Below are 25,692 nucleotides of genomic sequence, written 5' to 3' on the forward strand. Positions count from 1 at the left end.
ACGTGCCGCTGGCCAATCAGTCGTTGGCTTTGGTCACCGGGTAAAAGTCCCAGGCGCCGTAGAGGACCATGTTGTCGACATAACCATCGATGTTGCTGCGGGTGACGATGTAGCCGAAGTCCTCCCACAGGAACTGGGTGGTGGCGTATTCATGCGACATCTCCTGCAACTTGGCATAGATCGGCTCGCGCACGGCGGGATCGTTCGAGGCCCAGGCTTCATCCAGCAAGGGCTTGAACTTCTCCGCCATCAGGTCGCGGTAGCCCTGGCCGGCCATGCCGCCGACGAGCCCGGTCGGCGAGAGATAGTAGGTTGCCGCACCGAGTGGGCCGCCCGGATCAGAATAGTCGGGACCCCAGCCCATGACGGTCAGCGGTGCCGCCGGCTTTTCGCGGTTGTTGAGCTTATCCGAGACAGAGGCCCATGGCAGCGCCTGGATCTGCATCTTGAACTTCGGATTGATCCGCGACAGGCCCTGCTGCAATGCGGACAAGGAGGCGGTCAGTTGCGGGTAGCCCTCCGTCACATAGGCCGTGAAGGTAAAGCCGGTGTCCCATAGTTTGCCGCCAAACGCCTTTCTGAAGTGCTCTTCGGCCTTGGCCGGATCGTAGCTGTAAACAGGCGAATCCGGGCGATAGCCCATGATGCCGCGCACCGTCGGGCCGCGTGACTGGACGGTCTTGCCGAGCAGCACCTGGTTCAGCAGCGCGTCATAGTTCTGCGCATAGTTGAAGCCCTTGCGGACATCGATGTCGCCGAAGAAATCAGGCGGAATACCCTGGCCGTCCAGCTTGCCGCTTCCGATGGCCGGATTGTCGTTGTCGTCGAGCGGCCAGGCGAAGAAGATGCCGCGCGAGAACACCTTCTGCAGGCCATCGATGACCTTGATGCCGTCGGTCTTGCTCAGTTCATCGAGGAACTCTACCGGCGTGGTGGCGAAATCGGCATCGCCGGACAGCAGCTGCAGGCGCCGCGTCGTCCATTCCGGAACGGTGCGCATGACGACCCGTTCGAGCTTGGCCGGGCCCATGAAGTAGTTGTCGAAGCGCTTCAGCGTGATGCGGCGGTCGGTGCGATCCCATTCCTCAAGCATGAACGGGCCGGTGCCGTTTTCCTCGGCAAACAGCGGGTTGTCGCCGAGTTCGGGGCGATAATGTTTCTTCCAATCGTCGGCGGTACCGTCCCAGCCGCCGACGGAGACGACCCATTCCTTGTCGAGGATCGAGGTGCCAAACGGCAGCGCGATCACGCCTAGCGTCGCCGGAAACGACTTCGGCAACTTCAAAATGACGTTGTCGCCTTCGACGACGATTTGCGAGGCGAGCTGGTCGTAAACCTTGCGCAGCGTCTCGGGGCTCGCATCGTTGATGGATTTGACCTTGCCTTCGGCCTCGACCCATTTGGAGATGTCGGTGTATTTGCCCGCGCTGATCACCTCGGCAGTCGCGCTGGACATCGACGATCGTCCCTGAAGGATGGAGCGCAGCAGCGAATAGCGCACGTCCTCGGGCGTGATCTGGCCGTAACCTGGTTCGATCGTCGCCTTCTGCGCATCAGTCAGCTTGTCGTAATATTCCCAGGCGATTTTGCCATCGGCGCCCTTGATGCCGACCTTGTGCGCGTGAACGCCCTTGCGGATTGGGAAGGTGTAACTGACCGAGCCATCGTCGCCCTGCTTGATGAGGCCGTTTTCGAGCGACGGTACTTCGGTCGACAACGACGGCACGAACTCGGAGATCTTCGAGCCGTTGTAGTTCAAAAGCCGGCTGTAGACGTTGAGCGCGCCATAGGAGCTCGGCGTGTTGTCGATATAGGCGGGATCAAACGACAGGATGTCGTCGGTCCACAGGAACACGAAGGTTCCGGGATTCTTGGTCTCGGCCATGGCGGGGGCAACCGTCATGGCGAACCCCAAACTCATGGCTAGGGCTAAGGCTCGTTTCATCATCGTTCCCTTGTGGTGGAGGCGGAAGTTTCTCTTCTCGTTAGGGAAAGGCTAGAAGAGCGCTTGCCGGTCTGTCCAATGTGTAGATAGGATGGACTATGCAAAAGACGCATGAGGGCAGGCATGGAACTGCAATGGCTTGAGGATTTTCTGGAAATTGCCGCGACGCGCAATTTCTCGACGGCGGCGACTGCGCGGAATATTTCGCAGCCGGCGTTCAGCCGGCGCATCAAATCACTGGAGAACTGGATCGGCGCCGATCTGATCGACCGCAGCACCTATCCGGTACAGCTGACCCGGGCCGGCAACATGTTTTTGCCCGGTTGCCAGAGGCTGGTGCGGGAAGCCTACCGCCTGCGCACGGACTGCAGAAACGTCGCTGGCGAAAGCTCGGCGATGCTGACCTTCACCTCGCTGCATACGCTGGCGATGTACTTCTTCCCCAAATGGATCAGCTCGCCGCTGATCTCGCGCATGCCGTTGCGCACCAGCATGCATGCAGCCGATTTCCTCGAAAGCGTCGACCATTTGTGCTCCGGGCAGTGTGACTTCTGCATCACCTATGTCCACCCCGACGGGCCGCCGGTTCTGGAGGGCGGACCGTTCGAAACCCTGCTGATCGGCAAGGATAGGCTCATTCTGGTGTCTGGAACCGATGAGAACGGCAGGGCGCTGTTCGACCTCGACGTGCCGGAGAGCACTGAAATCCCCTACCTCGCCTATTCCTGGAGCGACGGCTACATCGGCAAGCTGGCGACGCTGATCCAGTCGCGCTGGCGTCGGCCGCTCAACCTCAGCACGGTCTACCAGTCAGCACTTGCCGACGGCTTGAAGCACATGGCGGTTGCGGGCCGCGGCGTTGCCTGGTTGCCGCAAATCTGCGTCGCCGAGGCGATGAAACAAGGTCAGCTCGTCCAGATCGGTGGCCAGCAGATGTCGTCGGAAATGGAGATCCGGATCTTCAGGCGCGCAGGCGCTGGCAGCCACGACAGCGACGCACTGTGGCAGCATCTCAGGGAATGCGCCGAACTGCCCCAGTACAAGAGCGCTTTCGAAGCTGCCCTGGACGCAGCCTGACGATCCAGCGCGCCGCGAATTGCGCTTTGGACACGATATGCGAAGACAGGTGGGGCAATGCGCGGCACGCATAGTTTTGGCCACGCCCATCGCCACCCGTTGATTTCGCTGGCTTTTGCCCCAGTTCGACAACACATCGTCTGCACCGAACTGCGCCGACGGCGCCTTCGCGGCCATCGGCAGCCCCTGCCCGCCCTATTGACAGAATGCAGCCCCCTTGCGTTCGATGCCGCGGACACGACGTCCATCGTTGAAACTGGGTCCATGTGCCGATGATCCCTGCCAAGTCCGCGACACCCGAACTGCCCGAGGATGTCATCCTTTCGGTGGAGGATCTCGAAGTCTCCTTTGCCGTCCGCTCCAGGGCGCAACTGCGTGCCGTCCGCGGCATCTCCTTCACCATCTCGCGCGGCGAGACGGTGGCGCTTGTCGGTGAATCCGGATCGGGCAAATCGGTTACCGCGATGACGATCATGCGGCTCACCGAATATGACGGTGCCGCCATATCAGGCGGCCGGGTGCTGATGCGTTTCAAGGACGGCAAGGTCGCCGACCTCGCCAAGCTGTCAGAAAAGCGCGTCGAAGAGCTCCGGGGGTCGGAGATCTCGATCGTCTTCCAGGACCCGATGTCCAGTCTCAACCCGGTCTTCACCGTTGGCGACCAGATTGCCGAGGCGGTGATCCATCACCAGGACAAGACGCCGGCGCAGGCGCGCCAGATCGCACTCAACACGCTCAAGCTGGTCCGCGTTCCAGACGCCGAGCGCCGGCTCGACCAGTACCCGCACCAACTCTCCGGCGGCATGCGCCAGCGTGTGATGATCGCCATTGCGCTGGCTTGCCGGCCGTCGCTGATGATCCTCGACGAGCCGACTACAGCGCTCGACGTGACGATCCAGGCGCAGATCCTCGATCTGGTCCGCGCGCTGCAAAGCGAGATCGGCATGTCGGTGCTGTTCATAACCCATGACATGGGCGTCGTCGCCGAAGTCGCCGACCGCGTCTGCGTCATGCTGAAGGGCGAGATCGTCGAGACCGGCTCCGTCCACGACGTCTTCGCCAATCCCAAGCATACCTATACCCGCGCCCTGATTTCAGCCGTGCCCCGGCTGGGCAGCATGGCCGACAAGGATGCGCCGGAAAAATTCCCGTTGCTGGTGTTCGAGCCCGAGCGCCAGCTCGCCGAGGTGAGCAAATGAACGCATCCACCCAACTTAAGGAAACGCGCCAGCCGCTCGTCGCCGTCCGCAACCTGGTGACGCGTTTCGACCTCAAAGCCGGCCTGTTCGGCCACGTCTCCGGTCGCGTTCATGCCGTCGAGAACGTCTCCTTCGATATCTTCCCGGGTGAAACACTGGCGCTTGTCGGCGAGTCGGGTTGTGGCAAATCCACCGTCGCCCGCTCGCTCATGCAGCTCGACAAGCCACGCTCCGGCTCGATCCGTTTCGACGGCACCGAACTGATCGGCGCCCCGCGCCAGGTCGTGGCGCGGTTTCGCCGCCAGGCGCAGATGGTGTTCCAGGATCCGTTCTCCTCGCTCAACCCGCGCATGACCATCGAGCAGTCGCTGATGGACCCGATGCGGGTCCACAAGCTTGGCTCGACCGAAACCATGCGCGCCCGTGCCGCCGAACTGATGGCCAAGGTCGAGCTTTCGCCCGAACACCTCGAACGCTACCCGCATGCGTTTTCCGGCGGCCAGCGCCAGCGCATCTGTATCGCGCGCGCCCTGGCGCTCAATCCCCGGCTCATCGTCGCCGACGAGGCCGTCGCTTCGCTCGACGTGACGATCCAGGCGCAGGTCATCAACCTTCTGATGGACCTGCAGCGCGACATGCAGATCGCACTGCTGTTCATCAGCCACGACATGGCTGTGGTCGAGCGCATCGCGCATCGCGTCGCGGTGATGTATCTCGGCGAAATCGTCGAGATCGGCGATCGCCGCTCGGTCTTCAACAACCCGCAGCACCCTTACACACGCAAGCTGTTGTCGACGGTTCCCATCGCCGATCCGACGCGCCGCCCGGAAGGGCGCCAGCCGATGTCCGACGAAATCCCCAGTGCCATGCGTGCGCCTGATTTCGTACCTGTCGAGCTGCCGATGCATCAAATCTCATCGACCCATTTCGTCCGGCAGGTTGCCGCAGGCTGATGGCGACCCCATCAAGAGTTCTTCGTTTTCAATCAGAGCATTTCCAAATGACCACTTCAAACGTGTCGCTGGCGGTCGCAACCGCGGCTGGCAGCACAACCCTCGACATTGCCGGAAGTCCGGCGCGGCTGAAGATCGAAGGCCTCCGGCGCCCCGCCGCAGCACTGCGGCCAACGCCCTATGTCGAGGTCGACGAGACGCGTCTCGCCCGTAACATGCAGGCCATGCAGCGCCGCGCCGATGCCGCCGGTCTGGCGATGTTCCCGCACGTCAAGACGCACAAGAGCGTCGAACTGGCCAGACGACAGCTGGCGCTTGGCGCGCGCGGCATCACCGCGTCCAAACCAAGCGAAGCACTGGTCTTTGTCGAAGCCGGCATACCGTCGATCATTGTCGCCTACCCCATCGTCTGTGCCTCATCGCTCGATCGCCTGCTGCCTGCGGTCAAAGCGCATGGCACCGAGCTCCGGACAATCGCCGCGAGTGAAACCGGCGTCGACGCGCTGTCTGCAGCCGCCATGCGCCACGATGTCGAAATCGGCGTGTTCCTCAAGGTCGACGTCGGCCTCGGCCGCGTCGGCCTCAAGCCACATGACCCGGCAGCAATCGCCGTTTGCCAGAAGATCACGACGGCACACGGCCTGCGCTTCGCTGGCCTGCTGTCACATGCCGGTCACTCCTACGCTGCCGCCGACGCCGAAGGCCTTGCCACTGTTGCCCGCAACGAGGCATCGGCGATGGCCGGCCTCGCCGCCGAACTCAAAAGCCTTGGTATCATGGTCCCCTGCATTTCCGTCGGCGCGACGCCGACCTGCGTCGGCGCACCGCTTCAGGCGGTCGACTGCATCCGTCCCGGCAATTACGTCTTCCTCGACGGCACCGCTCTTCGCCTCGGCATCTGCGGCGCTGACGATCTGGCGCTCTCAGTCGTTGCCCGTGTCGTTGCCTCCAACGACACGCATTTCATCATCGATGCCGGCTCGAAGACCATGAGTTCCGACCGTGGCGCCCATGGCATGGGCGGCAACGGCTTCGGCATCGTCATCGACGCGGACGGCGGCAGCGACGCAGGCGTGTGGACGCTCGAACGGATGTCGGAGGAGCATGGCTTCGTGCCGGTTTCGGGCCGCAGCTTGCCTCTCGGCAGCCGCGTCCGGGTCTTTCCCAACCACTCCTGCGCCACGATCGCCAATTTCGACCGTTTCACCCTGCGCCGCGACGAAGGCGAGGCGCTGACGCATACGGTCGACGCCCGCAGCTGCCAGACCTGAGCGCATCGCGTCGGCAGAAATGGCCATGAGCCACAGGCGCGGAGCTTCGCCTGCGGCTCATGGCGCTCGGTGAATGGCGGCGCCAGGCCACCATCGCAAGCGGACGGTTAGGCCCGCACCGAGTCCAGCTGCTCGTGGTCTTTTTCGACCTGCTGGGCCTTGAGATAGCTCTCTATCAGCAGCTGGTAGGCTGGGAAGATCCTGGTGTAGATCTGGGCCCATTCCTGTGCATCGTCGCGGTGCCACGTCTTCTGCAGCTCGGAAGCGACAGCCGCCGTATCGATCGGCACGACACCGGCCTGGACGACACGGGCCAGGGTGATCTCCTGCGCCATCTTCGAATAGGTGCCCGACGCATCGACGACAGCGAAGACCTTGTAGCCGTCATAGGCCGCGCTGATCGCCGGGAAGGCCATGCAGACGCTGGTGATGGTGCCGGCGATGATCAGCGTGCCGCGACCAGTCGCCTTCACCGCGGCTACGAAGTCGGGGTTGTCCCACGCATTGATCTCACCCTTGCGAGCGACATAGGTGGCGTGCGGCGCATTCTCGTGGATCTCGGGGATCAGCGGACCGTTCGGGCCCTGCGGCACCGAAGCCGTGGTGATGACGGGGATGTTTGCCAGCGTCGCCATCTTGGCGAGCGCTGCGGCGTGGTTGCGCAGCACCGGCATCGGCATGTCGGCAACGGTCTGGAACAGGCCGCTCTGGTGGTCGATGAGAAGCAGCACGGCATCGTTGGGGTCGATGACTGGCCGCTGGCCGTTGAAATTGGCAATGTTTGCGTTCGTGCTCATGACGTTTCCTTTCAGGGGGTGATGGGCGTGCGCCCGGGACTGCCCGCACAACTCGCGGGCAGGAAGCCGGGCCTGGTTCGGCCCGGGAACTTGTCGGCAGTCAGATCGCGCCGAAACGGCCGCTCTGGAAATCGGCGATGGCCTGGTGGATTTCGTCGGCCGTGTTCATGACGAAGGGTCCGTGCATGACGACCGGCTCGTCGATGGGCTCGCCGCTGAGGACAAGCACCAGCGCCTCGGTATCGGCCTCGACCTTTATGCCGCCGGTTCGGTCGAGCAGGGCCAGCTGCGCCTCGCGCACGGCCTCGCCGTTGACGCGGATGCTGCCGCGCAACACGACCAGGCTGGCGGCATGGCCGTCCGGCAGGTCGAGGTCCGTCGTGCCACCTTGCCTAAGGGAGAGGTCCCACACATTGATCGGCGTGAAGGTCCGCGCCGGTCCCTTATGGCCGTCACGTTCGCCGGCAATGACGCGGATCGTTCCCGCATCTTCCGGCAACTTGATCTCGGGAATGTCCTGCGCCAGCAGGGTCTGGTAGCCGGGATCGGCGTTCTTGTCCTTGGCCGGCAAATTGACCCACAGCTGCACCATCTCGAGCGTGCCGCCCTTGCGGGTGAAGTCCTGCGAATGGAACTCCTCATGCAGGATTCCGGCCGCTGCCGTCATCCACTGTACGTCGCCGGGGCCGATGAGCCCGCCGGCGCCGGTTGAATCCCTGTGCTCGACTTCGCCCTGATAGACGATGGTGACGGTCTCGAAGCCGCGATGCGGATGAGCCCCGACCCCCCTTGGCCGTGTCGCCGGCGCGAAGTCGGCGGGGCCGGCCAGATCGAGATGCAGGAACGGGCTGACGTGCTGCCCGAGCGTGCCTTGCGACAGCACGGAGCGGACGGGAAATCCGTCGCCGACCCAATGCGGCCGCGAGCTGCTGTAGATCCCAAGTAGCTTTCTCATGGTGTTTCTCCTTGCCTTGCCCAAAGAGGCGTTGCGTTGGAGAAAAGAATATGTGCAGGACAAACTGAGCAGTAGGCGGCAATATTCGGCCACACTGTCCTACCAGGAGGACAATCAATGGCGTTTCAGGATCTCAACGACCTCTACTTCTTCGTTCAGGTCGTCGACCAGCAGGGTTTTGCCAGTGCCGCGCGCCAGCTCGGCATGCCGCGTTCGCGGCTCAGCCGCCGCATCGGCCTTCTCGAGGAGCGGCTCGGCGTGCGGCTGATCCAGCGTTCGACGCGGCGCTTCGCCGTGACCGAGATCGGCATGGAGTATTACCGCCACTGCGTTGCCATGCTGACCGAGGCCGATGCGGCCCAGGAAGTGATCGAGCGCTCGCGCGCCGCGCCGCAAGGCGTCGTGCGCCTGAGTTGCCCGTCTTCGGTGCTCTATTTCCAGGTCAGCGCCATGATCGCCCGCTTCATGGCCGAATGCCCCAAGGTCGAAGTGCACCTCGAAAGCACCAACCGCCGCGTCGACGTCATCCGCGAGGGTTTCGACATCGCCATCCGGGTGCGCTTCCCGCCGCTGGAGGAAAGCGACCTGGTGATGAAGGTGCTGGCCGAAAGCCCGCAGCGGCTGGTGGCAAGCCCGCAACTCCTGGAAAAGCTTGGACGGCCCGCCGTGCCCGCCGACCTGACCCGGCTGCCCAGTCTTGCCTGGGGACCGACGCACCGCGACCACGAGTGGCGCCTGCAAGGGCCCGAGGGCGCTGCCGTGCAGATCGCCCACCAGCCCCGGCTGGTCACCGAAGACATGGTGACACTGCGCCTGGCGGCGCTGGCCGGAGCCGGCCTGGTCCAGCTGCCGAGGATGGTGGCGGGCGACGATCTTGCCGCTGGAACGCTGATCGACGTGCTGCCTGACTGGACACCGCCGGCCGGCATCATCCACGCCGTCTTCCCATCGAGACGCGGCCTGCTGCCATCCGTCCGCGCTTTGCTCGACTTCCTGGCCAAGGAGTACCAACACGCACGGTAGACGCGCGTGCCGGCCTTTGGACGCAGCCCCTGCTTGAGGCAGCCGGTTCCAATTGTCGGGCCGTCTTGTTAGTCTGGGTCGATGAAGGCAATCATTCTTGCTTCAGCGCGGACTGTCCTGGTCTTCGCATTGGCTGCCACGGCGGGCTGCGCATCCCGCTCAGGTTCCTCCGGGCCGGTCGATCCTCTGAAATACGATGCCATGGCCTGTGCTGATCTCGATGTCGCCATGGGCGACGCGGCGGCCAGCATTTCGCGCGTCGCCATCGACCGCGGCAGGGTCGGCCAATGGAACGTTCCAGCCTGGGCGCCCGTCGGCAACAGAGCCGTCGGCGCCATCCAGGACAGGCAGACAGCGAAGATCGACGGTCTACGCCAGGAGCAGGCTGCCATCGACGCGGCCAGAAAGCGCAGATGTCGCTGAGCCGAGCTCGGCATCATTGTTTGCCGTAAAATCCAACAACGCGCTCGGCTGGTGGAGGGTGTCTGGCCGCCCCTTGTGACGCAGCCTTTGATGTCAGCTGTCAATTGGCGGCTTGCCGTCCAGACAGCCTGCAATCCCCTCATCCTGACGAATTCCGGCGGCATCAAGCATGTCCGTGCTGCGCGATCCAACCGCTCCTGCTCAGGCATCTGTCAGAAAAATAACATACTTGATTCAAATTCAGAAAACTGACAGTCTGATTGGCAAGAGGGGACCCCATGAGCGGAACGGTACGCCAGAGATTGACGGACAGCCTGCAGAGCGGCGCGGGTGCAGGCCGTTCGATCGCCACCTACATGCTGGCCAATCTCAGCGAACTGCCCTTTGAAACGGCTGTCACGATCGCGGGAAAAGTCGGCGTCAGCGAACTTACAGTGGGCCGCTTCTGCCGCTCGATCGGCTACCAGCATTTCAAGGATCTCAAAGCCGATCTGAAGGTCGATGTCGGCGACAGCCCGTGGCTGATCGGCGACCGGCTGCGCGAATTCCAAACAAGCACCCGCGAAGGTGGCGGCGACCTGGCAAAGAGCCTCGAGCTCGAACTCGCCGCCACCGTTCGGGTCTACGAACTGGTCCGGACGCCGCAATGGGCCGACGTGGTCAAACGCCTGGCGACGGTGAAGCATGTCTTCATCGCCGGCTTTCAGAGCGAGCGCGGCATCGCGGCGACCATGGCCCACCTGCTCCAGTATGTCCGCGACGGCGTGCATCTTGTCGATCATTCGTCGGGTAACTTCTCTGAGGTGTTGCTCGCCGACCCGAAAACCACGGCGCTCGTGATGTTCGATGCGCGGCGCTACTCACGAACGGCGGCTCTTCTCGCCCGCAGGTCGTGCGATATCGGCATGCCGGTGACGCTTGTCACCGACCTGTTCTGCGACTGGGCGCATGACTGTACGAGCGAGGTCTTTGCGGTTCCTTCCGAAATCAACCTGTTTTGGGACACCAACGGACCGATGCTGACGCTCGTCCACCTGATGCTCAACGGGATCATCGGCGAGCTCGGGCCAGAGGTCGAAGAACGACTGGACCGGCTGTCCGGTCTTTATGGCGATTTCGTCGGCCACGCCGGCCGTCGAACTGAACGCTGACACCTGCAACCACACGACAATCCTTGGGAGGGGTTTGAATGAACCGGCGCGGTTTCCTTGCTTCGGCATCCATCATTTCGTTTGGCATCGCCATCGGCATGCTTCCGCCCGCTGCCGCATGGGCCACCGAGTCGGAAGCGGTGATCGTGCTCAGCCGGCAGGAGTCGGGCGCGGCCAACTACGACCCGATCCGCGCCGTCACGCTCAACATCGCCGCCGGGCTGATCTACGACCGACTGGTCGAGCAGGCAGCCGACCAGTCGTACCATCCGCATCTTGCCGAGTCCTGGGTGGTCAGCCCTGATGGCATGAGCTGGACTTTCAAGCTGCGCCAGGGCGTCACCTTCACCGACGGCGAGCCGTTCAACGCCGCGACCATCGCCTGGTGGATTCCCAAGTTCAAGGGAAGCGAAAACGAGTACATGGTCGACGCCATCGAGCGGGTCGAAATCGTTGACGACCATACCGTGCGCTTCGTCCTGAAGCGGCCGGAGCCCAACCTGATCTTCAACCTGGCGATGACCAACATGGGCATCCCCAGCCCCAAGGCCTACGAAGCCGGCGGCCAGGACTACGGCGTGATCGAAGCCGTCGGAACCGGCCCCTACAAGCTCGAAAGCTTCGTCGTCGGCCAGGAAACCATTCTCGTCAGCAACGAGGACTATGCCTGGGGCAGCGCACTGACGGAAAACCAGGGCGCGCCGCACCTCAAGCGATTGACCTTGCGCGAGATCTCCGATGCCTCGACCGCATTCCTTGAACTCAAGACCGGCGGCGTCGACATGCTGCTCGACGTGCCGACCGACTTCCTGCCGCAGCTCAAGAGCGAAGCCGATATCGATCTCAGGGAGCTCCCCGGCTATGGCGTGACTTTCGTTGCCATCAACACCCAGGCCGGCCCGTTCACCGACATCCGCGTTCGCCAGGCGACCGCGCTCGCCATCGACCAGAGCGCGATCCTGAAAAGCGTCTATGGCGACGTCGGCAAGGAGGCGCATCAGCTGCTGGTCAGTGCGCTGGGCGAGGCAAAGGTCGACCCCGCAAGCGAGATCAGGCACGATCCGGCCAAGGCCGCCAGCCTGCTTGACGAAGCCGGCTGGCTGCGCGGCGGCGATGGGCTGCGCAGCAAGGATGGCAAGCCGCTCAAGGTCAAGCTCTGGGCCAGGGCCGACACCGAATACAAACGCACGGCCGAGATCATCCAGGCGCAGCTCAAGGCCGTCGGCCTGGTGGCCGAGATCACCGTGTTCGACGCCGGCACCTATCGCGACCAGTTCAGGAAACCCGAACGCGAGCTGGTGCTCCAGCCCTATTCATGGACCAACGCCGACATTCTCGACTGGTTCTTCAGCGCCAAGCGCCTGGATTCATGGAACCTGTCGATGTGGAACGACCCCAAATCCGAGGAACTGCGCGAACTCGCCATGTACGGATCGAAGTCCTGGGACGAGCGCGTCGCAAACTTCAGGAACTTCCACAGCCACCTGCTGGCGAACTTCGTCGCCGCCCCGGTCCACGAGCCCGCCCAGACCATGGTCTTCAACAAGACGCGGCTTGCAGCACCCCAGGCATTCCAGGCGCCCTACTCGATCGTCGACATCGCGGTCGCCGAGTAGCCGCTGGCAAACGAACCGAGCAGAACAAACAAGGCGGCATCGGAACGATCATGCGGCGCTGCGGCGCCGCGTGCATGCCGCTGCGCACCAACATTGGAAGAACTGAAATGAACGTCATGGAACATCCCGCCGATCTCGCAGCCACGCTGGAGCGTTATCTGGAGTCCGAAATGGACCGGAACAGCATTCCCGGCCTCGGCGTTGCCATCGTCCGAGATGGGCAGGTCCTGCATCTCGGCGGCTACGGCCTTGCCGATATCGAGCACAACATCCCGGCCACATCAGACACCATCTTCCATTCAGGATCGACCGGGAAGATGTTCACCGCTGCCGCCGTGCTGTTGCTGGTGCAGCAGGGCCGCCTCAACCTCGACGATCCGGTCAGGCGTTATCTGACCGAAGGGCCAGACGCCTGGGCGACGATCACGATCCGCCATCTTTTGACAATGACCAGCGGCCTCGGCAATTTCGGCGATGCCTTTGCACCGGCGCCGATCGAAAACAACGTCGTGCCGCTCAATCTCTGGCAGGATCACAGCGACGACCAGCTGCTGGTGCTGGCCAGCCTGTCGCCGCTGACCTTCGCCCCGGGCGAAAGCTACCTCTACTCCAATATCAGCTACATACTGGCGTCGCTGATCGTCGCCCGTGTCAGCGGCAAACCCTATTACACGCTGCTGCGCGAGCAGCTGTTTGCTCCGGCCGGCATGACGAGTGCCCGCGACGCCAGCTGGTTCGACATCGTGCCCAACCGTTCGCAGGGCTACAGCCGTCACGATGGCGAGCTTCGCAACCGACACTGGACGGCGCCAACGCTGCTGCGCACCGGCGATGGCGGGCTGTTTTTCTCGCCGCGCGACATCGCGCACTGGTTCATCGAGCTGGACCGGCCGCAGGTGTTCCGCCCCAATATCGTCGCGCAGATGTTCGAGCCAGCGCTGATGCGCGACGGCCGCCCGGCGATCAATGGTTATGCGCTCGGCTGGCAGAACTCCGAAGTGCGCGGCCACCGCAAGATCCGGCACGGCGGCACCTGGGACGGTTTCCGCGCCGAACTGGCACGCTTTCCGGCACAGAAGCTGTCGGTGGCGGTGCTGGCCAATATCGACGACGCGCAGGTCGCCCGTATCGCGCACCGGATCGCCGGCATCGTCGACGCCTCGGTGGCGCCATACGAACCGATCGCCGACAGCGCACCGGAGCGCACCAGGACGGATGACGCCCTGATAAGGACAATCGCCGCACGCAACGCGCCGCACGACGCCTTCACCGACGAGGCCTGGCAGCTATGGAGCAATCGCTGGCTCGAACAGGTCATCGTCGAGAGCGAATCCGACCTCGGCCCGGCACCGCTCGAACTGATCGACGACGGCGGCAACGGCCGACGCCGCTACCGCTTGCCGACCGGGCGCTATCACATGCACTGGACCGTCGACCGGCAGGCGGACGGCCGCGTCAGCGCAATGCGCTTCCACATGGAATAGCGGTCGTCATCCCGCCATCGTCCCGGCGTCGCCTCGCGTCCAGTAGGCCGAGGCGATCGTCTGGTCGCGGCCCAGCGCCAGGTCGCTGCGCCAGTGGTCGCGCACGCATCTTGCCGTGTCGGCTTCGGCGGCGAACCAGCCGAAGCTCGTTCCTAACTTGGGCCAGGCAACCGACATGACCGCGTCGGCGAGGACATTGCTCTCGCCGCCCGGCACGCCGTTGCGGTAGAGCCAATGCAGTTCGATGCCGGTGCCGTGCTCGATCACCTGGCGTTCGCCTTCGTCCTCGACCTCGATAAAGGCAACGCCCATCGTCGTCACGGGCAGGCTTTCGAGCATGCGCCCGATCGCCGGCAGCCCGGTTTCGTCGGCACCCATGACATACCAGTCGGCAGGCCGGATCGGCCGCCCGAGCGGCCCCATGATGCCGACCTTGTCGCCCGGCCTGGCATTCGAAGCCCAGTTCGAGCCGACATTCTCGCCCTCGTGAATGAGGAAATCGACGTCGAAATGCCCACCGGCCACGTCGAGCCTGCGAATGGTGTAGACGCGCGCCGGCGGCCGCCGCGTTTCGTCCGGCCACGACACCAGGCCGTTGTCGCCACGCACCGGCCAGACCGGATCCGGCACGGCGGCGGTCGGGAACAGCATGCGGATGTGCAGGCCGCCAAACGACGCGAAGCGTTCGAGATTGGGCGCCTTGAGCCGCACGCGCTTCATGTGCGGCGTCAGGTACATCGCATCGACGACCGTTGCCTCGCGGAACTGCTCCAGCTCGCCCCGGCCGGCAAGGTCACCCTGCCACACGATGCGCGGCTGGCTCTCCTTTGCGTAGAACTCCACCGCCGTCGCCATCAGGTCCTTGAGCCGGGCCAGGCCATCCGGATGCGGCGACCTCGCCCGCATGATCAGCGCGCCCTCGGGCATCACAAACGAGGCTTCGCCGAAAACGAAACGGAAATTGACCGCTTCACCCTCGTCGCTCGAGCGCGCGTCGAAGCTCTCCATCCGGTCTCGGATCTTGTGCAGTTGGTCGGGCGAAAGCTGCAGCTGCAGTTCGGCGCGAGATTGAAGGTCGGTCATGTCAGGTCAGTTCCGATTGCACGAAGGAATTAGCCGCCGATACGGCCGGTCAGGCTGATCTTGAAGGTCTGGCCCTTGCCCTGCCTGGTCGCAGCCGACGTCGACCACGAACTCTGCGGGTCGGTGTAGGCCTCGTTGAACAGGTTCTCGATGCCGGCATCGAGCCTAAGGGTGTCATTGACCTGGTAGTTGGCGAACAGATTGGTGATGTTGAAGCCGGGGTCGACGATGCCGGGAATGGTCGGACTGGTACGGCTGGTACGGGTGATCTCACCGACGCTGAGATATTGCACGCCCATGGTCAGCTTGTCGTCCAACGCCCGCACGCCGAACGTCGCCGAGAAGCGCTCGAGCGGCGTGTTGTTCAGCGTCTGTCCGGCATAGACCCCGGTCTTCATCTTGGCGTCGGTCAGCGAGGCCGTCCCGTTCACGAAGCCCCAACCGAAATCGTAGATCGCCTCGGCCTCGACGCCGCGCAACCTTGCCGCGCCGATGTTGATTGCCTTGCGCGGCATCACCGTCAGGTTGACGTCGATGTAGTCGTCGACATCGGTGTGGAAGAAATTCAGCTTGCCGCGCAGCGTATCGCCGCCAACCATCAGGTCATCATACTTGACATTGACGCCGGCCTCCCAGCTGCGCGCCGTTTCCGGCTGCAGCAGCAGGTTGGGAACATAGTTATCGCCCGAACCGTGTGCGCCGCCGCCGCGGAACACCTCCTGAAGCCCTGGCGCGCGATAGCCTTCCGAGTAGGTGCCGTAGAGCTGCAGCCCCTCGACCGGCGTCACGCCCACGGTGATGCGCGGCGACCAGCGACTGCCGCTCAGCGAAGCTTCCTGCACCGGCTTCGTTTTTGTCTCACCGTCGAGCTGGTAGCCGTCGTAGCGAATGGCGGTGATGACCTGCAGCCAGTCGCTGTAATCGCCCTGCCACTGCAGGAAGCCGCCGTAACCACGCTGCTTTCCGGAGCCGAAATGGGCAGCTTCGGAATCGCCGGTCAGATAGTAGTAGTCGGCGCCGTAGGTCAGCGTGTGCTGTAGCCCCCAGGCGTCGAAACGCGACGAGCTCTTGGCGTTCACGCCCGTCGTCGCAACGTCGTAATAGCGGAAGTTGCCGATCTGCGCCTTCGGCCAGACCTGCGTCTGCTCGGCCCGGGTGCGGTTGTGGTAGAAATTGACGCTGAGATCGACATAGGGATTGTCGTCCGGCAGGTAGGTGTAGCCGGCGGTATAGGTCTGGTTGGTGGTGTCGGCATCGTAACGACTTAGCGTCGGCGATGGCGAACCTGACGAGCCGGTGACGAAATCCTCGTAGTTCTGCAGGATGGCGCCGAGCTTCAGTTCATGGCCATCGGCCGGCCGTAACGTCGTCTTCAGATAGCCGCTCAGCACGTCCTCGCCGGTCCACGGCACGACAGCGCCATTGCCATCCTTGTAGGCGTCGCGACTGCGGTAGATCAGGTTGCCGATCACGTCGGCGTCGTCGCTGAAGCGATAGGCACCGGTCGTGCTGGTGGTGAAGCCGCGACCGTTGGATTCGTGGCCCAGCTTTTCACTCAGCGCCCAGCGCTCATCGGAATTCAGGAAGTCGCCGGCGTCCTTGGTCTGGAACGAGACCACGCCACCAATGCCGCCTGAGCCATAGGCATTCGACACCGGGCCACGGATGACAGTCGCTTCCTTGAGCAATTCGGGCTCGACATAGAACGAGCCCGAGCCATGGCCGACACGCCAGTAGTGCTGGCGCGCGCCGTCGAGCGTCACCACGACGCGGCCATACTGTTCCAGGCCGCGAATGTTGATCGACGTCGCCGGATCGTCACCGTTCATCGAGGCGGCCACGCCCGGCGTCGTGCGGAAGATGTCGGCGACCGTCGAGGCCTGCGTCCGCGACAGCTGTTCGCCGTCAATGGTGCTGACGGGCGCCAGCGCGTCGATCACCGCCTCGCTCAGCATGGTGGCCGAAATGACGATCCTGTCGAGCAAGGTGACAGCGGCAGGCTTCTTCGGCGAAGCCGCGGCCGGCTGGGCCGTCTTTGGTTGCTGCGCCAACGCCTGCCCGCTGCCGATCACCGCAAGTGCCGTACCGGCAACAAGGAAATTTCTGAACGTCATCACTTCAAGCCCCCAATCGTCACTGCGACCAATTGCTGGCTGAATGTGCTGATGGCACCGAGCTGGCTCGACCTTGGGGTATCCACCCCGTGCGTCATGGGCTTGAGTAATTAAACTTGATTATGATAGTCAAGTTAAATTATCGCCGCAGCCCTCGGACAGGACCGACGACATGGAACGTGCAGAGCCCTTCAGCTCCCTGGCAAGCCCACAGGCTTTGCTGCGTTCGCGCGCGCTCGCACGCGGCGCCCTGCTTTGCCTGCTGCTCGGAGCGCTGACCACGCTGGCGTCCGCCGGGACCGTCGTCGACGCCACCGGGCGGCAGGTCGCCATCGCCGGCAGCCAGCGCATCGTGACGCTGGGGTCCGACGTGACCGAGATCGTCTACGCGCTCGGCGAAGGCGACCGCATCGTCGCGCTCGACCGCGGCAGCAAATTCCCGGCGGCGACCAACGCCAAGCCAAATGTCGGCTACCGCCGCAAGCTGTCGGCCGAAGGCATCGCAGAAATGTCGCCGGACCTGATCATCGCCGCCAAGGACATCGGGCCGCCCGATGCCGTCGACGTGCTCAAATCGCTGGCCGTGCCGATCGTGCTGGTACCGGAGGACAATTCGCCCGAAGGCATCGTCCGCAAGATCGCGCTGGTCGCCGACGTGCTCGGCAAGGCCGACGAAGGCAAGGTGCTGGCGGCGAAGGTGACTGGGGAATTCAAGGCCGCCGCAAGCCTGGCCGCGAAAGTCGCGCCGGCGAATCGCAAGAAGGTGGTTTTCTTCCACGGCCTGATCAAGCTGACCGCCGCTGGTGCTGGCACATCAGCCGATGCGATCATCGGTTATGCCGGCGGCATCAATCCGATGGGCGGGGTCAACGGCTACAAGGCAGCGTCCGAGGAAAAGCTCATCGAGATGGCGCCTGACGTCATCCTGATGATGAGCGACGGCAATGGCGGACCGACGCCGGAGCAGGTCTTTGCCATCCCGGCCCTGAGCACCACGCCCGCCGCCGCCAACCGTGCGCTGGTCGTGCTCGACGGCGCCTACATGATCGGCTTCGGCCCGCGTACAGCGGACGCCGTGCGCGACCTGGCGGAAGCACTTTATCCTGGCTAAATCGGCAGCCAACTGAACGGCTGCCGTCGATACGGTCAGGATCTGGATATCTCTAGGGGAACTAACTCGGACAGAGGGACAGCAAAGCGGCCGTTTCCGCCATTTTTTTAACGCGCTGACCTGGAGAAATTTGGTGGAGCCAAGCGGGATCGAACCGCTGACCTCCTGCATGCCATGCAGGCGCTCTCCCAGCTGAGCTATGGCCCCACGTCCGGTTATCAGCCGGCGCCGTTTCCGGCGTAGGTCGGCGCGAATTTGTTGTCCGCGCCGCATTTGTTGGCGGCTTCTAGCGCCGCATTCGACCCTTGGCAAGCCTTGATCGAAACCTTTTTTCGGTTTCCCAAAAAGCTTTCTCAGATCTCGTCGTCGTCGTCGCCGACGCCGATCATGTCGGAGACGTCGTCGTCTTCCTCTTCCTCGTCGGCAAGGAAGGTGTCGTCGTCATCGTCGCCCAGGTCGACATCGTCGTCGTCCAGATCCGGCAGGTCGTCGGCGCCCTTGGCCTCTTCGTCGGCATCCTCGAGGGACACGACTTCTGCGCCTTCCTCTTCGGCGTCGAGCTCCTTGGTTTCGACTTCCTCTTCTTCCTCGAGGATGGCGGCAATCTTGCCATCGTCGAAGTAGGAGCGCGGATAGGTCTTGCCCGTGTAGGGCGAAACGATCGGGTCTTTATTCAGGTCATAGAACTTTCGGCCCGTCTCCGGGTCGACGCGTTTTGTTCCAAGTTCGGATTTCGCCACGTCAGGCCTCGTCTTTCTCGATTTTGGTCCCCTTAGCCGCAGTTTGTGGCGCTGTCAAAGCCAAATCCCCCGGCAGGGGCAATGGGGGATGACCGTTACGACAATCGATGCTACGACACCGCCGCAATCATTGGGAAAGCCCGGTTTCGCGGGCGTCCCGCACGAGGAACCACCATGTCGCATCAAGCTGTGCCACAGCCGGCCGTCGCCCGGAAGTCGAAATCCCTGTCTGGAACCGCTCGCGTGCCCGGTGACAAGTCGATTTCGCACCGCTCCTTCATGTTTGGCGGCCTCGCCTCGGGCGAAACCCGCATCACCGGCCTGCTCGAAGGCGAAGACGTCATGCGCACCGGCGACGCAATGAAAGCTATGGGCGCGCATATCGAAAAGCGCAACGGCGAATGGATCATCAAGGGCACCGGCAACGGCGCGCTTTTGCAGGCAGAGGCGCCGCTCGACTTCGGCAATGCAGGCACCGGCTCGCGCCTGACCATGGGCCTTGTCGGCACCTATGACATGGAAACCACCTTCATCGGCGACGCTTCGCTGTCGGGCCGGCCGATGGGCCGCGTGCTCGATCCGCTGCGCCAGATGGGCGTGCAGGTCATCGACGCAGCACCTGGCGACCGCATGCCGCTCAAGCTGCGCGGCCCGCGCCAGGCAGCCCCGATCACCTACCGCGTGCCGATGGCCTCCGCCCAGGTTAAGTCGGCGGTGCTGCTCGCCGGCCTCAACACACCCGGCATCACCACCGTCATCGAACCGGTGATGACCCGCGACCACACCGAAAAGATGCTCAAGGGTTTTGGCGCCAACATCGAGGTCCAGACCGACGAGCAGGGCGTGCGCCACATCTTCATCGAGGGCCAGGGCAAGCTGACCGGCCAGGTCATCGCCGTTCCCGGCGATCCGTCCTCAGCCGGCTTCCCGCTGGTCGCAGCACTGATCGTGCCGGGCTCCGACATCACCATCGAAAACGTGCTGATGAACCCGACCCGCACCGGCCTGATCACCACGCTGATCGAAATGGGCGGCAAGATCGACATTCTCAACCCGCGCAACGCCGGCGGCGAGGATGTCGCCGACCTCAGGGTGCGCGGCTCCGAGCTCAAGGGCGTCAAGGTGCCGGCCGAGCGCGCGCCGTCGATGATCGACGAGTATCCAGTACTTGCGGTCGCCGCCTGCTTCGCCGAAGGTGAAACGCTGATGCAAGGCTTGGAAGAATTGCGCGTCAAGGAATCGGACCGCCTCGCCGCCGTCGCGCGCGGGCTCGAGACCAATGGCGCCAACTGCACCGAAGGCGAGACCACGCTTTCGGTCCGCGGCGTGCCCGGCGGCAAGGGCCTCGGCGGTGGCACCGTCAAAACCCATCTCGACCACCGCATCGCCATGAGCTTCCTGGTCATGGGGCTGGCGTCCGAAAAACCCGTCACTGTCGACGACCAGGCGATGATCGCCACCAGCTTCCCGGAATTCATGGGCCTAATGGCCGATCTCGGGGCGGAGATCGATGCCGGAGCCTGAGAGTGGCCCAAACTGGAAACGACTTGCCGACGGCTCGATACAGTTTCGAGAAAGTCGCTGGTCGCAGACCTACGCGGTCAGCGAGGAACAGCTTGCGCGCCTGAGATCCCTCAGGAAGTCTGAGTGGGTGGTCGCCATAGTAACGATCCTGCCGGCCGCAGCCACAATCGTTGCCTGGCTGAGCGACGCCCTGACGCCAATCGCACCGGCCGTTGCGATGGCGGCATATTTCGGCATCAATCTCGCGCTTGGCTCATATTGCAGCCGACAAAGGCGGCAAGTTCTTGCGCAGGCACGCCCAAGTTCGCGAGAGTTTTTTGTTCCCCTCCATGGCGACGGTATATTCCGATTTGCTCGACAAGCTTGACCATCGGCATAGGCGCGGCATGCTGCTCTATCTGGCATTGCTTGTGCTGGCCTGCGTAACATCTCTCGCGATGAGCTTGGGGGGCTTTACACTTGGAAAATTGGGCCCGATGCATCCCCTGCCCACCATTTTGGGCTTTGTGATCTTCGGGCCACTTCTTTATCTTCATGCAAGAGATTGGCTTCGGCGACGCCGAAGCGAAGCATCAAACGGGCTGAAGGACGGCAGACAATGACCAACAAAGTAGCGATGATCGTCGGTGGCGGCAGCGGCATGGGTGCGGCGGCTGCGAAGAAGCTGGCAGCCGACGGCTATGCCGTCGCCATCCTGTCCTCATCCGGCAAGGGCGAGGCGTTGGCCAAGGAGCTCGGCGGGCTCGGCTTCACCGGCTCCAACCAGTCGAACGAGGACCTCAAGCGCTTCGTCGACCTGACCATGGAAAAATGGGGCCGCATCGACGCGCTGGTCAACGGTGCCGGCCACGGCCCTCGCGCGCCGCTGCTGGAGATTACTGACGAACAGTGGCACACCGGCATCGACGTCTATTTCATGAATGTCGTGCGCGCGACGCGCCTCGTTGCACCTGTTATGGTCGCCCAGAAGGGCGGCGCCATCGTCAACATCTCGACCGCCTGGGTCGGCGAGCCGGCGGCGATGTTCCCGACGTCGGCGGTCGCCCGCGCGGGCCTCGCCGCCTATGTCAAACTCTTCGCCGACCAGTACGCCCCGCACAATGTCCGCATGAACAACGTGCTGCCGGGCTGGGTCGACAGCCTGCCGCAGACCGACGAACGCCGCGCCGGCGTGCCGATGCAGCGCTACGGCACCTCGCAGGAGATTGCCGCGACCATCGCCTTCCTCGCCTCTGACGGCGCCGCCTACATCACCGGCCAGAGCCTGAAGGTCGACGGCGGCCTGATGCGCGGCGTCTGAAGGGCCCGCGCAAAACCATGCCGACCTCCATCACCATCGCCATTGACGGTCCGGCCGGCGCCGGCAAGGGCACGCTGGCCCGCCGGCTCGCCGACTACTACCACCTGGCGCTGCTCGACACCGGGCTGACCTATCGCGCGGTCGCCCACATGCTGATCGAAAAAGGCTGGCCGCTCGACGACGTAACGCACGCCATCGAGGCGGCCAGGCTCGTCGATCTCGGCCATCTCGACCGCAAGGTGCTATCGGCGCATGCCGTCGGTGAGGCCGCCTCCAAGGTGGCGGTCATCCCCGAGGTGAGAAGAATCCTGGTCGAAAAACAGCGTCAGTTCGCGCGCGCACCGCAAGGTGCGGTGCTCGACGGCCGTGACATCGGCACGGTCGTCTGCCCGGATGCCGACGTGAAACTCTATGTCACGGCCAGCGCGGAGGTTCGCGCCCAGCGCCGGCTGGCCGAGATCGAGGCCAATGGCGGCAGCGCCGATTTCACCGGTATTCTCGCCGATATCGTGCGCCGCGACGAGCGCGACACCGGCCGCGCCGACTCGCCATTGCGGCCCGCCGACGACGCGCACTTGCTCGATACGTCAGAAATGGATATAGAAGCCGCGTTTTCCGCAGCCAGGGATATCGTCGATCGAGTCCTCGGCAGTTGAAGGCACGGCTGAAGCCTCAGGGTTTCGCCACTTAACCGACCTGTCCGCATTCTTCTTGCGCCGATTTGCCGCTTTGGGCGGCCAAGGGCTTTTTGCCCGGGATGTTGGCAGGCCAACGCAACGCTAACCCACGGCGCCGCTCCCGCAAGCCGGGACGCACCAGGAGATCCAATGTCACAAGCTAATCCATCCCGCGACGATTTCGCGAGCCTGCTCGAAGAGTCCTTCTCGGACGGTCATTCGGGCGAAGGCCAGGTCGTCAAGGGTATCGTTACGGCCATCGAAAAAGACATGGCCATCATCGACGTCGGCCTGAAGGTCGAAGGTCGCGTGCCGCTGAAGGAATTCGGCGCCAAGGCCAAGGACGGCCAGCTGAAGGTCGGCGACACCGTCGAGGTCTATGTCGAGCGCATCGAAAACGCGCTTGGCGAAGCCATGCTGTCGCGCGACAAGGCTCGCCGCGAAGAGAGCTGGGTCAAGCTCGAAGAGAAGTTCACCAAGGGTGAGCGCGTCGAAGGCGTCATCTTCAACCAGGTCAAGGGCGGCTTCACCGTCGATCTCGACGGCGCTGTTGCCTTCCTGCCGCGTTCGCAGGTCGACATCCGTCCGATCCGCGACGTCACCCCGCTCATGCACAACCCGCAGCCCTTCGAGATCCTCAAGATGGATCGCCGTCGCGGCAACATCGTTGTGTCGCGCCGCACCGTGCTTGAAGAGAGCCGTGCCGAGCAGCGTTCGGAAATCGTGCAGAACCTCGAAGAGGGCCAGGTTGTCGAAGGCGTGGTCAAGAACATCACCGACTACGGTGCGTTCGTTGACCTCGGCGGCATCGACGGCCTGCTGCACGTCACCGACATGGCATGGCGCCGCGTCAACCATCCGACCGAAATCCTCAACATCGGTCAGACGGTCAAGGTGCAGATCATCCGCATCAACCAGGAAACCCACCGCATCTCGCTCGGCATGAAGCAGCTCGAGTCGGATCCGTGGTCGGATATCGGCACCAAGTTTCCGATCGGCAAGAAGATCACCGGCACCGTCACGAACATCACCGACTACGGTGCGTTCGTCGAGCTCGAGCCGGGCATCGAAGGCCTCATCCACGTTTCGGAAATGTCGTGGACCAAGAAGAACGTGCACCCCGGCAAGATCCTGTCGACCACCCAGCAGGTCGACGTGGTCGTGCTCGAAGTGGATCCGGCCAAGCGCCGCATCTCTCTCGGCCTCAAGCAGACGCTCGAGAATCCGTGGGAGGCTTTCGCCCGTAACCACCCGGTCGGCACCGAAGTCGAAGGCGAAGTCAAGAACAAGACCGAATTCGGCCTGTTCATCGGTCTCGACGGCGACGTCGACGGCATGGTGCACCTGTCCGACCTCGACTGGAACCGTCCGGGCGAGCAGGTCATCGAAGAGTATAACCGTGGCGACATGGTCAAGGCTCAGGTTCTCGACGTCGATATCGACAAGGAACGCATCTCGCTCGGCATCAAGCAGCTCGGCAAGGATGCGGTCGGCGAAGCTTCGACCTCGGGCGAACTGCGCAAGAACGCCGTCGTCACCTGCGAAGTCACCGGCATCAAGGATGGTGGCCTCGAAGTCCGTCTCGTCGAGAGCGGCATCGAGACCTTCATCAAGCGTTCGGATCTGTCGCGTGACCGTGACGAGCAGCGCCCAGAGCGCTTCGTCGTCGGCCAGAAGGTAGACGCCCGCATCATCGCCTTCGACAAGAAGACCCGCAAGCTGCAGGTCTCGATCAAGGCGCTGGAAATCGCTGAAGAGAAGGAAGCAGTGGCTCAGTACGGCTCGACCGACTCCGGCGCTTCGCTCGGCGACATCCTGGGCGCAGCCCTGAAGAACCGCAACAACTGAGCCAACAGCTCATTGTCGTGAATCGAAAGACCCCGCCGGATCGCTCCGGCGGGGTTTTTCTTTGGCGACTTGCAGCTGCAGGCCCGAAGTGATGCCGGAATGCTTCACGGCACATCCGAATGCTTCCGGCCCGGGCAGGATCGGCTTGTCCAAGGTTGCCGTGGCAGGGAATTGCTGCTCATTAATCCAGGACCTGCTGCCCGCGTTCAGAGCCTGCCCATGCCCAGTTTGCGTTTTCTGACCGTTTTTTTCGTGATGCTGGTGCTGTCCGGCTGTGGCGGCCGCGCCGTGCTCGGCCTCAATGACGGCAAGCAGGGCGAATCCGCTTCTGTCGTGCAGATCTACGTCTCGACGATGCGCGCCCGGTCGAACGACCTGTCGCTGCCCTATTCGGCGGAACGCGCCAAGCAGATCAACTTCGCCAAGTTCGAGATCGGCATCCCCAAGACGCATGTCGCCGGCGAGGTCGAAAGCACAAGCCGCACGCCGAGCCCTGAACGTAACTTCATCGCCCGCACCTTCCAGCCCTATGACGACAAGGCGCAGTTCGTCGCAGCCCTCGACGGCGACCTGATGCGGCGTCCTGAGGCCGAGCGCGAGATCTTCATCTTCGTGCACGGCTACAACAACAATTTCGCCGACAGCATCTTCCGCAACGCCCAGATCGTCCACGACTACAAGGTCAAGGCGGTCGCCCTGCATTATGCCTGGCCGTCGGCCGGGTCGCTGCCGCTTTACGTCTATGACCGCGACAGCGCCGCCTACAGCCGCGACGGCCTTGCCGACACCATCGAGATCGCCGCGCGCACCCGGGCCAAGCGCATCGTGCTCGTCGGCCACTCGATGGGCAGCTATGTGGTGATGGAGGCGCTGCGCAGCCTGTCGCTGAGCGGCCGCGACAAATACATCAGTCGCATCAGCGGCCTCGTGCTGGCGGCACCCGACATCGACATCGACGTTTTCCAGAGCCAGCTGCGCGACATCGACAAGCTGCCGAACCCGTTCATGATCCTGGTGTCGAAGCGCGACAAGGCGCTGAACCTGTCGGGCGGGCTGACCGGCGGCCATCCACGCGTCGGCTCCGGTGCCGATGTCGCCGCGCTTCAGGCCGAAAACATCACCGTACTCGACACATCCAATCTCGACGGCGGCAGCCATGGCGTCTTCGCCAGCTCGCCGACGCTGATGGCCCTGACCACCCAGGGCGGATTGATGAACGACGTCACCGAAAGGGGCGAAGGCGCACCGGCCGAGACGATCCTCGCCGACGGCGGCCAGGTCATCAAGGGTGCGGCCTCGCTGGTCATCTACCTGCCGGCCAAGCTGCTCGGGGTGCCGAATGGTGGCCTGCTGACGCAGTAAGCCACCTGGTCATTCGCCGGTATTCTCGCCGACAGCGGC

Annotated in this window: 20 protein-coding genes, 1 tRNA gene and 1 pseudogene; 15 read left to right on the top strand and 7 right to left on the bottom strand. The window is 63.5% G+C overall.

Features of this window, described 5'->3' with window-relative positions; genetic code table 11:
- Positions 1–16 precede the first annotated feature (16 nt).
- A complete protein-coding gene (locus tag ACHMW7_RS03520) occupies positions 17–1,903 on the bottom strand; it encodes an ABC transporter substrate-binding protein (protein WP_395448992.1) in 1,887 nt (628 codons plus the stop codon).
- A 165-nt stretch (positions 1,904–2,068) separates the two neighbouring features.
- Here ACHMW7_RS03520 and ACHMW7_RS03525 point away from each other — a divergent pair, with 165 nt between their 5' ends.
- The 3 genes and pseudogenes from ACHMW7_RS03525 to ACHMW7_RS03535 all read left to right on the top strand — a co-directional run bounded on the left by ACHMW7_RS03525 (position 2,069) and on the right by ACHMW7_RS03535 (position 6,445).
- Positions 2,069–3,022: a LysR family transcriptional regulator gene (locus ACHMW7_RS03525; RefSeq protein WP_395448993.1), complete on the top strand. Its 954-nt coding sequence runs from the start codon at positions 2,069–2,071 to the stop codon at positions 3,020–3,022.
- A 272-nt stretch (positions 3,023–3,294) separates the two neighbouring features.
- A pseudogene (locus ACHMW7_RS03530) lies at positions 3,295–5,174 on the top strand (ABC transporter ATP-binding protein).
- A 47-nt stretch (positions 5,175–5,221) separates the two neighbouring features.
- Positions 5,222–6,445, top strand: coding sequence for an alanine racemase (locus ACHMW7_RS03535; protein ID WP_395448994.1), 1,224 nt, complete (start codon positions 5,222–5,224; stop codon positions 6,443–6,445).
- 107 nt (positions 6,446–6,552) lie between these two features.
- Here the strand turns inward: ACHMW7_RS03535 and ACHMW7_RS03540 are convergent, their stop codons facing one another.
- Positions 6,553–7,242 carry a hydrolase gene (locus tag ACHMW7_RS03540; protein ID WP_395448995.1) on the bottom strand — a complete coding sequence of 230 codons (690 nt, stop codon included), beginning with the start codon at positions 7,240–7,242 and terminating at the stop codon, positions 6,553–6,555.
- Positions 7,243–7,342: 100 nt separating this feature from the next.
- Positions 7,343–8,197 carry a pirin family protein gene (locus tag ACHMW7_RS03545; RefSeq protein WP_395448996.1) on the bottom strand — a complete coding sequence of 285 codons (855 nt, stop codon included), beginning with the start codon at positions 8,195–8,197 and terminating at the stop codon, positions 7,343–7,345.
- A gap of 117 nt (positions 8,198–8,314) precedes the next feature.
- Between ACHMW7_RS03545 and ACHMW7_RS03550 the strand changes: the two genes are divergently transcribed.
- The 5 genes from ACHMW7_RS03550 (at position 8,315) to ACHMW7_RS03570 (ending at position 13,894) form a co-directional block, all read left to right on the top strand.
- Positions 8,315–9,220: a LysR family transcriptional regulator gene (locus ACHMW7_RS03550; RefSeq protein ID WP_395448997.1), complete on the top strand. Its 906-nt coding sequence runs from the start codon at positions 8,315–8,317 to the stop codon at positions 9,218–9,220.
- Between the two features lie 201 nt (positions 9,221–9,421).
- A complete protein-coding gene (locus tag ACHMW7_RS03555; protein WP_395448998.1) occupies positions 9,422–9,643 on the top strand; it encodes a hypothetical protein in 222 nt (73 codons plus the stop codon).
- A gap of 278 nt (positions 9,644–9,921) precedes the next feature.
- Positions 9,922–10,794: a MurR/RpiR family transcriptional regulator gene (locus ACHMW7_RS03560; RefSeq protein ID WP_395448999.1), complete on the top strand. Its 873-nt coding sequence runs from the start codon at positions 9,922–9,924 to the stop codon at positions 10,792–10,794.
- Positions 10,795–10,832: 38 nt separating this feature from the next.
- Positions 10,833–12,410 (top strand): ABC transporter substrate-binding protein, encoded by a 1,578-nt coding sequence (locus tag ACHMW7_RS03565; RefSeq protein WP_395449000.1) that lies wholly within the window; start codon positions 10,833–10,835, stop codon positions 12,408–12,410.
- A gap of 107 nt (positions 12,411–12,517) precedes the next feature.
- Positions 12,518–13,894, top strand: coding sequence for a serine hydrolase domain-containing protein (locus ACHMW7_RS03570; RefSeq protein ID WP_395449001.1), 1,377 nt, complete (start codon positions 12,518–12,520; stop codon positions 13,892–13,894).
- Between the two features lie 6 nt (positions 13,895–13,900).
- On the opposite strand, the gene ACHMW7_RS03575 is transcribed toward ACHMW7_RS03570, so the two are convergent.
- Both ACHMW7_RS03575 and ACHMW7_RS03580 read right to left on the bottom strand, forming a co-directional pair.
- The gene (locus ACHMW7_RS03575; RefSeq protein WP_395449002.1) at positions 13,901–14,977 is read right to left on the bottom strand and encodes an SIP domain-containing protein; all 1,077 of its coding nucleotides are present in this window, start codon (positions 14,975–14,977) and stop codon (positions 13,901–13,903) included.
- A 29-nt stretch (positions 14,978–15,006) separates the two neighbouring features.
- Positions 15,007–17,091 carry a TonB-dependent hemoglobin/transferrin/lactoferrin family receptor gene (locus tag ACHMW7_RS03580; protein WP_395449003.1) on the bottom strand — a complete coding sequence of 695 codons (2,085 nt, stop codon included), beginning with the start codon at positions 17,089–17,091 and terminating at the stop codon, positions 15,007–15,009.
- A 172-nt stretch (positions 17,092–17,263) separates the two neighbouring features.
- On the opposite strand from ACHMW7_RS03580, the gene ACHMW7_RS03585 reads away from it, so the two are divergent.
- Entirely contained in the window at positions 17,264–18,202 is a 939-nt protein-coding gene (locus ACHMW7_RS03585) for a hemin ABC transporter substrate-binding protein (protein ID WP_395449004.1), read from the top strand.
- Between the two features lie 131 nt (positions 18,203–18,333).
- Here ACHMW7_RS03585 and ACHMW7_RS03590 read toward each other — a convergent pair.
- A tRNA-Ala gene (locus tag ACHMW7_RS03590) sits at positions 18,334–18,409 on the bottom strand.
- A gap of 146 nt (positions 18,410–18,555) precedes the next feature.
- Positions 18,556–18,942 carry a TIGR02300 family protein gene (locus ACHMW7_RS03595; RefSeq protein ID WP_395449005.1) on the bottom strand — a complete coding sequence of 129 codons (387 nt, stop codon included), beginning with the start codon at positions 18,940–18,942 and terminating at the stop codon, positions 18,556–18,558.
- A 174-nt stretch (positions 18,943–19,116) separates the two neighbouring features.
- Here ACHMW7_RS03595 and aroA point away from each other — a divergent pair, with 174 nt between their 5' ends.
- The 6 genes from aroA to ACHMW7_RS03625 all read left to right on the top strand — a co-directional run bounded on the left by aroA (position 19,117) and on the right by ACHMW7_RS03625 (position 25,653).
- Entirely contained in the window at positions 19,117–20,466 is a 1,350-nt protein-coding gene (gene aroA / locus ACHMW7_RS03600) for a 3-phosphoshikimate 1-carboxyvinyltransferase (protein ID WP_395449006.1), read from the top strand.
- Positions 20,467–20,714: 248 nt separating this feature from the next.
- Positions 20,715–21,068 (top strand): hypothetical protein, encoded by a 354-nt coding sequence (locus tag ACHMW7_RS03605; protein ID WP_395449007.1) that lies wholly within the window; start codon positions 20,715–20,717, stop codon positions 21,066–21,068.
- The gene (locus ACHMW7_RS03610) at positions 21,065–21,766 is read left to right on the top strand and encodes an SDR family oxidoreductase (RefSeq protein ID WP_395449008.1); all 702 of its coding nucleotides are present in this window, start codon (positions 21,065–21,067) and stop codon (positions 21,764–21,766) included. The genes ACHMW7_RS03605 and ACHMW7_RS03610 overlap by 4 nt, the downstream gene beginning before the upstream one ends.
- A gap of 17 nt (positions 21,767–21,783) precedes the next feature.
- Positions 21,784–22,422 carry a (d)CMP kinase gene (gene cmk, locus ACHMW7_RS03615; protein WP_395449009.1) on the top strand — a complete coding sequence of 213 codons (639 nt, stop codon included), beginning with the start codon at positions 21,784–21,786 and terminating at the stop codon, positions 22,420–22,422.
- A 171-nt stretch (positions 22,423–22,593) separates the two neighbouring features.
- Positions 22,594–24,291 carry a 30S ribosomal protein S1 gene (gene rpsA, locus ACHMW7_RS03620; protein ID WP_280224910.1) on the top strand — a complete coding sequence of 566 codons (1,698 nt, stop codon included), beginning with the start codon at positions 22,594–22,596 and terminating at the stop codon, positions 24,289–24,291.
- Between the two features lie 219 nt (positions 24,292–24,510).
- Positions 24,511–25,653: an alpha/beta hydrolase gene (locus ACHMW7_RS03625; protein WP_395449010.1), complete on the top strand. Its 1,143-nt coding sequence runs from the start codon at positions 24,511–24,513 to the stop codon at positions 25,651–25,653.
- Positions 25,654–25,692 lie beyond the last annotated feature (39 nt).

The organism is Aminobacter sp. UC22_36 (assembly GCF_044056035.1).
GTDB lineage: Bacteria > Pseudomonadota > Alphaproteobacteria > Rhizobiales > Rhizobiaceae > Aminobacter.

Excerpts from the sequence above, each read along its gene's own strand:
- ACHMW7_RS03520 (WP_395448992.1), bottom strand. The coding sequence starts at position 1,903 with ATGACGGTTGCCCCCGCCATGGCCGAGACCAAGAATCCCGGAACCTTC.
- ACHMW7_RS03525 (WP_395448993.1), top strand. The coding sequence starts at position 2,069 with ATGGAACTGCAATGGCTTGAGGATTTTCTGGAAATTGCCGCGACGCGC.
- ACHMW7_RS03535 (WP_395448994.1), top strand. The coding sequence starts at position 5,222 with ATGACCACTTCAAACGTGTCGCTGGCGGTCGCAACCGCGGCTGGCAGC.
- ACHMW7_RS03540 (WP_395448995.1), bottom strand. The coding sequence starts at position 7,242 with ATGAGCACGAACGCAAACATTGCCAATTTCAACGGCCAGCGGCCAGTC.
- ACHMW7_RS03545 (WP_395448996.1), bottom strand. The coding sequence starts at position 8,197 with ATGAGAAAGCTACTTGGGATCTACAGCAGCTCGCGGCCGCATTGGGTC.
- ACHMW7_RS03550 (WP_395448997.1), top strand. The coding sequence starts at position 8,315 with ATGGCGTTTCAGGATCTCAACGACCTCTACTTCTTCGTTCAGGTCGTC.
- ACHMW7_RS03555 (WP_395448998.1), top strand. The coding sequence starts at position 9,422 with ATGGCCTGTGCTGATCTCGATGTCGCCATGGGCGACGCGGCGGCCAGC.
- ACHMW7_RS03560 (WP_395448999.1), top strand. The coding sequence starts at position 9,922 with ATGAGCGGAACGGTACGCCAGAGATTGACGGACAGCCTGCAGAGCGGC.
- ACHMW7_RS03565 (WP_395449000.1), top strand. The coding sequence starts at position 10,833 with ATGAACCGGCGCGGTTTCCTTGCTTCGGCATCCATCATTTCGTTTGGC.
- ACHMW7_RS03570 (WP_395449001.1), top strand. The coding sequence starts at position 12,518 with ATGAACGTCATGGAACATCCCGCCGATCTCGCAGCCACGCTGGAGCGT.
- ACHMW7_RS03575 (WP_395449002.1), bottom strand. The coding sequence starts at position 14,977 with ATGACCGACCTTCAATCTCGCGCCGAACTGCAGCTGCAGCTTTCGCCC.
- ACHMW7_RS03580 (WP_395449003.1), bottom strand. The coding sequence starts at position 17,091 with ATGACGTTCAGAAATTTCCTTGTTGCCGGTACGGCACTTGCGGTGATC.
- ACHMW7_RS03585 (WP_395449004.1), top strand. The coding sequence starts at position 17,264 with ATGGAACGTGCAGAGCCCTTCAGCTCCCTGGCAAGCCCACAGGCTTTG.
- aroA (WP_395449006.1), top strand. The coding sequence starts at position 19,117 with ATGTCGCATCAAGCTGTGCCACAGCCGGCCGTCGCCCGGAAGTCGAAA.
- ACHMW7_RS03610 (WP_395449008.1), top strand. The coding sequence starts at position 21,065 with ATGACCAACAAAGTAGCGATGATCGTCGGTGGCGGCAGCGGCATGGGT.
- cmk (WP_395449009.1), top strand. The coding sequence starts at position 21,784 with ATGCCGACCTCCATCACCATCGCCATTGACGGTCCGGCCGGCGCCGGC.
- rpsA (WP_280224910.1), top strand. The coding sequence starts at position 22,594 with ATGTCACAAGCTAATCCATCCCGCGACGATTTCGCGAGCCTGCTCGAA.
- ACHMW7_RS03625 (WP_395449010.1), top strand. The coding sequence starts at position 24,511 with ATGCCCAGTTTGCGTTTTCTGACCGTTTTTTTCGTGATGCTGGTGCTG.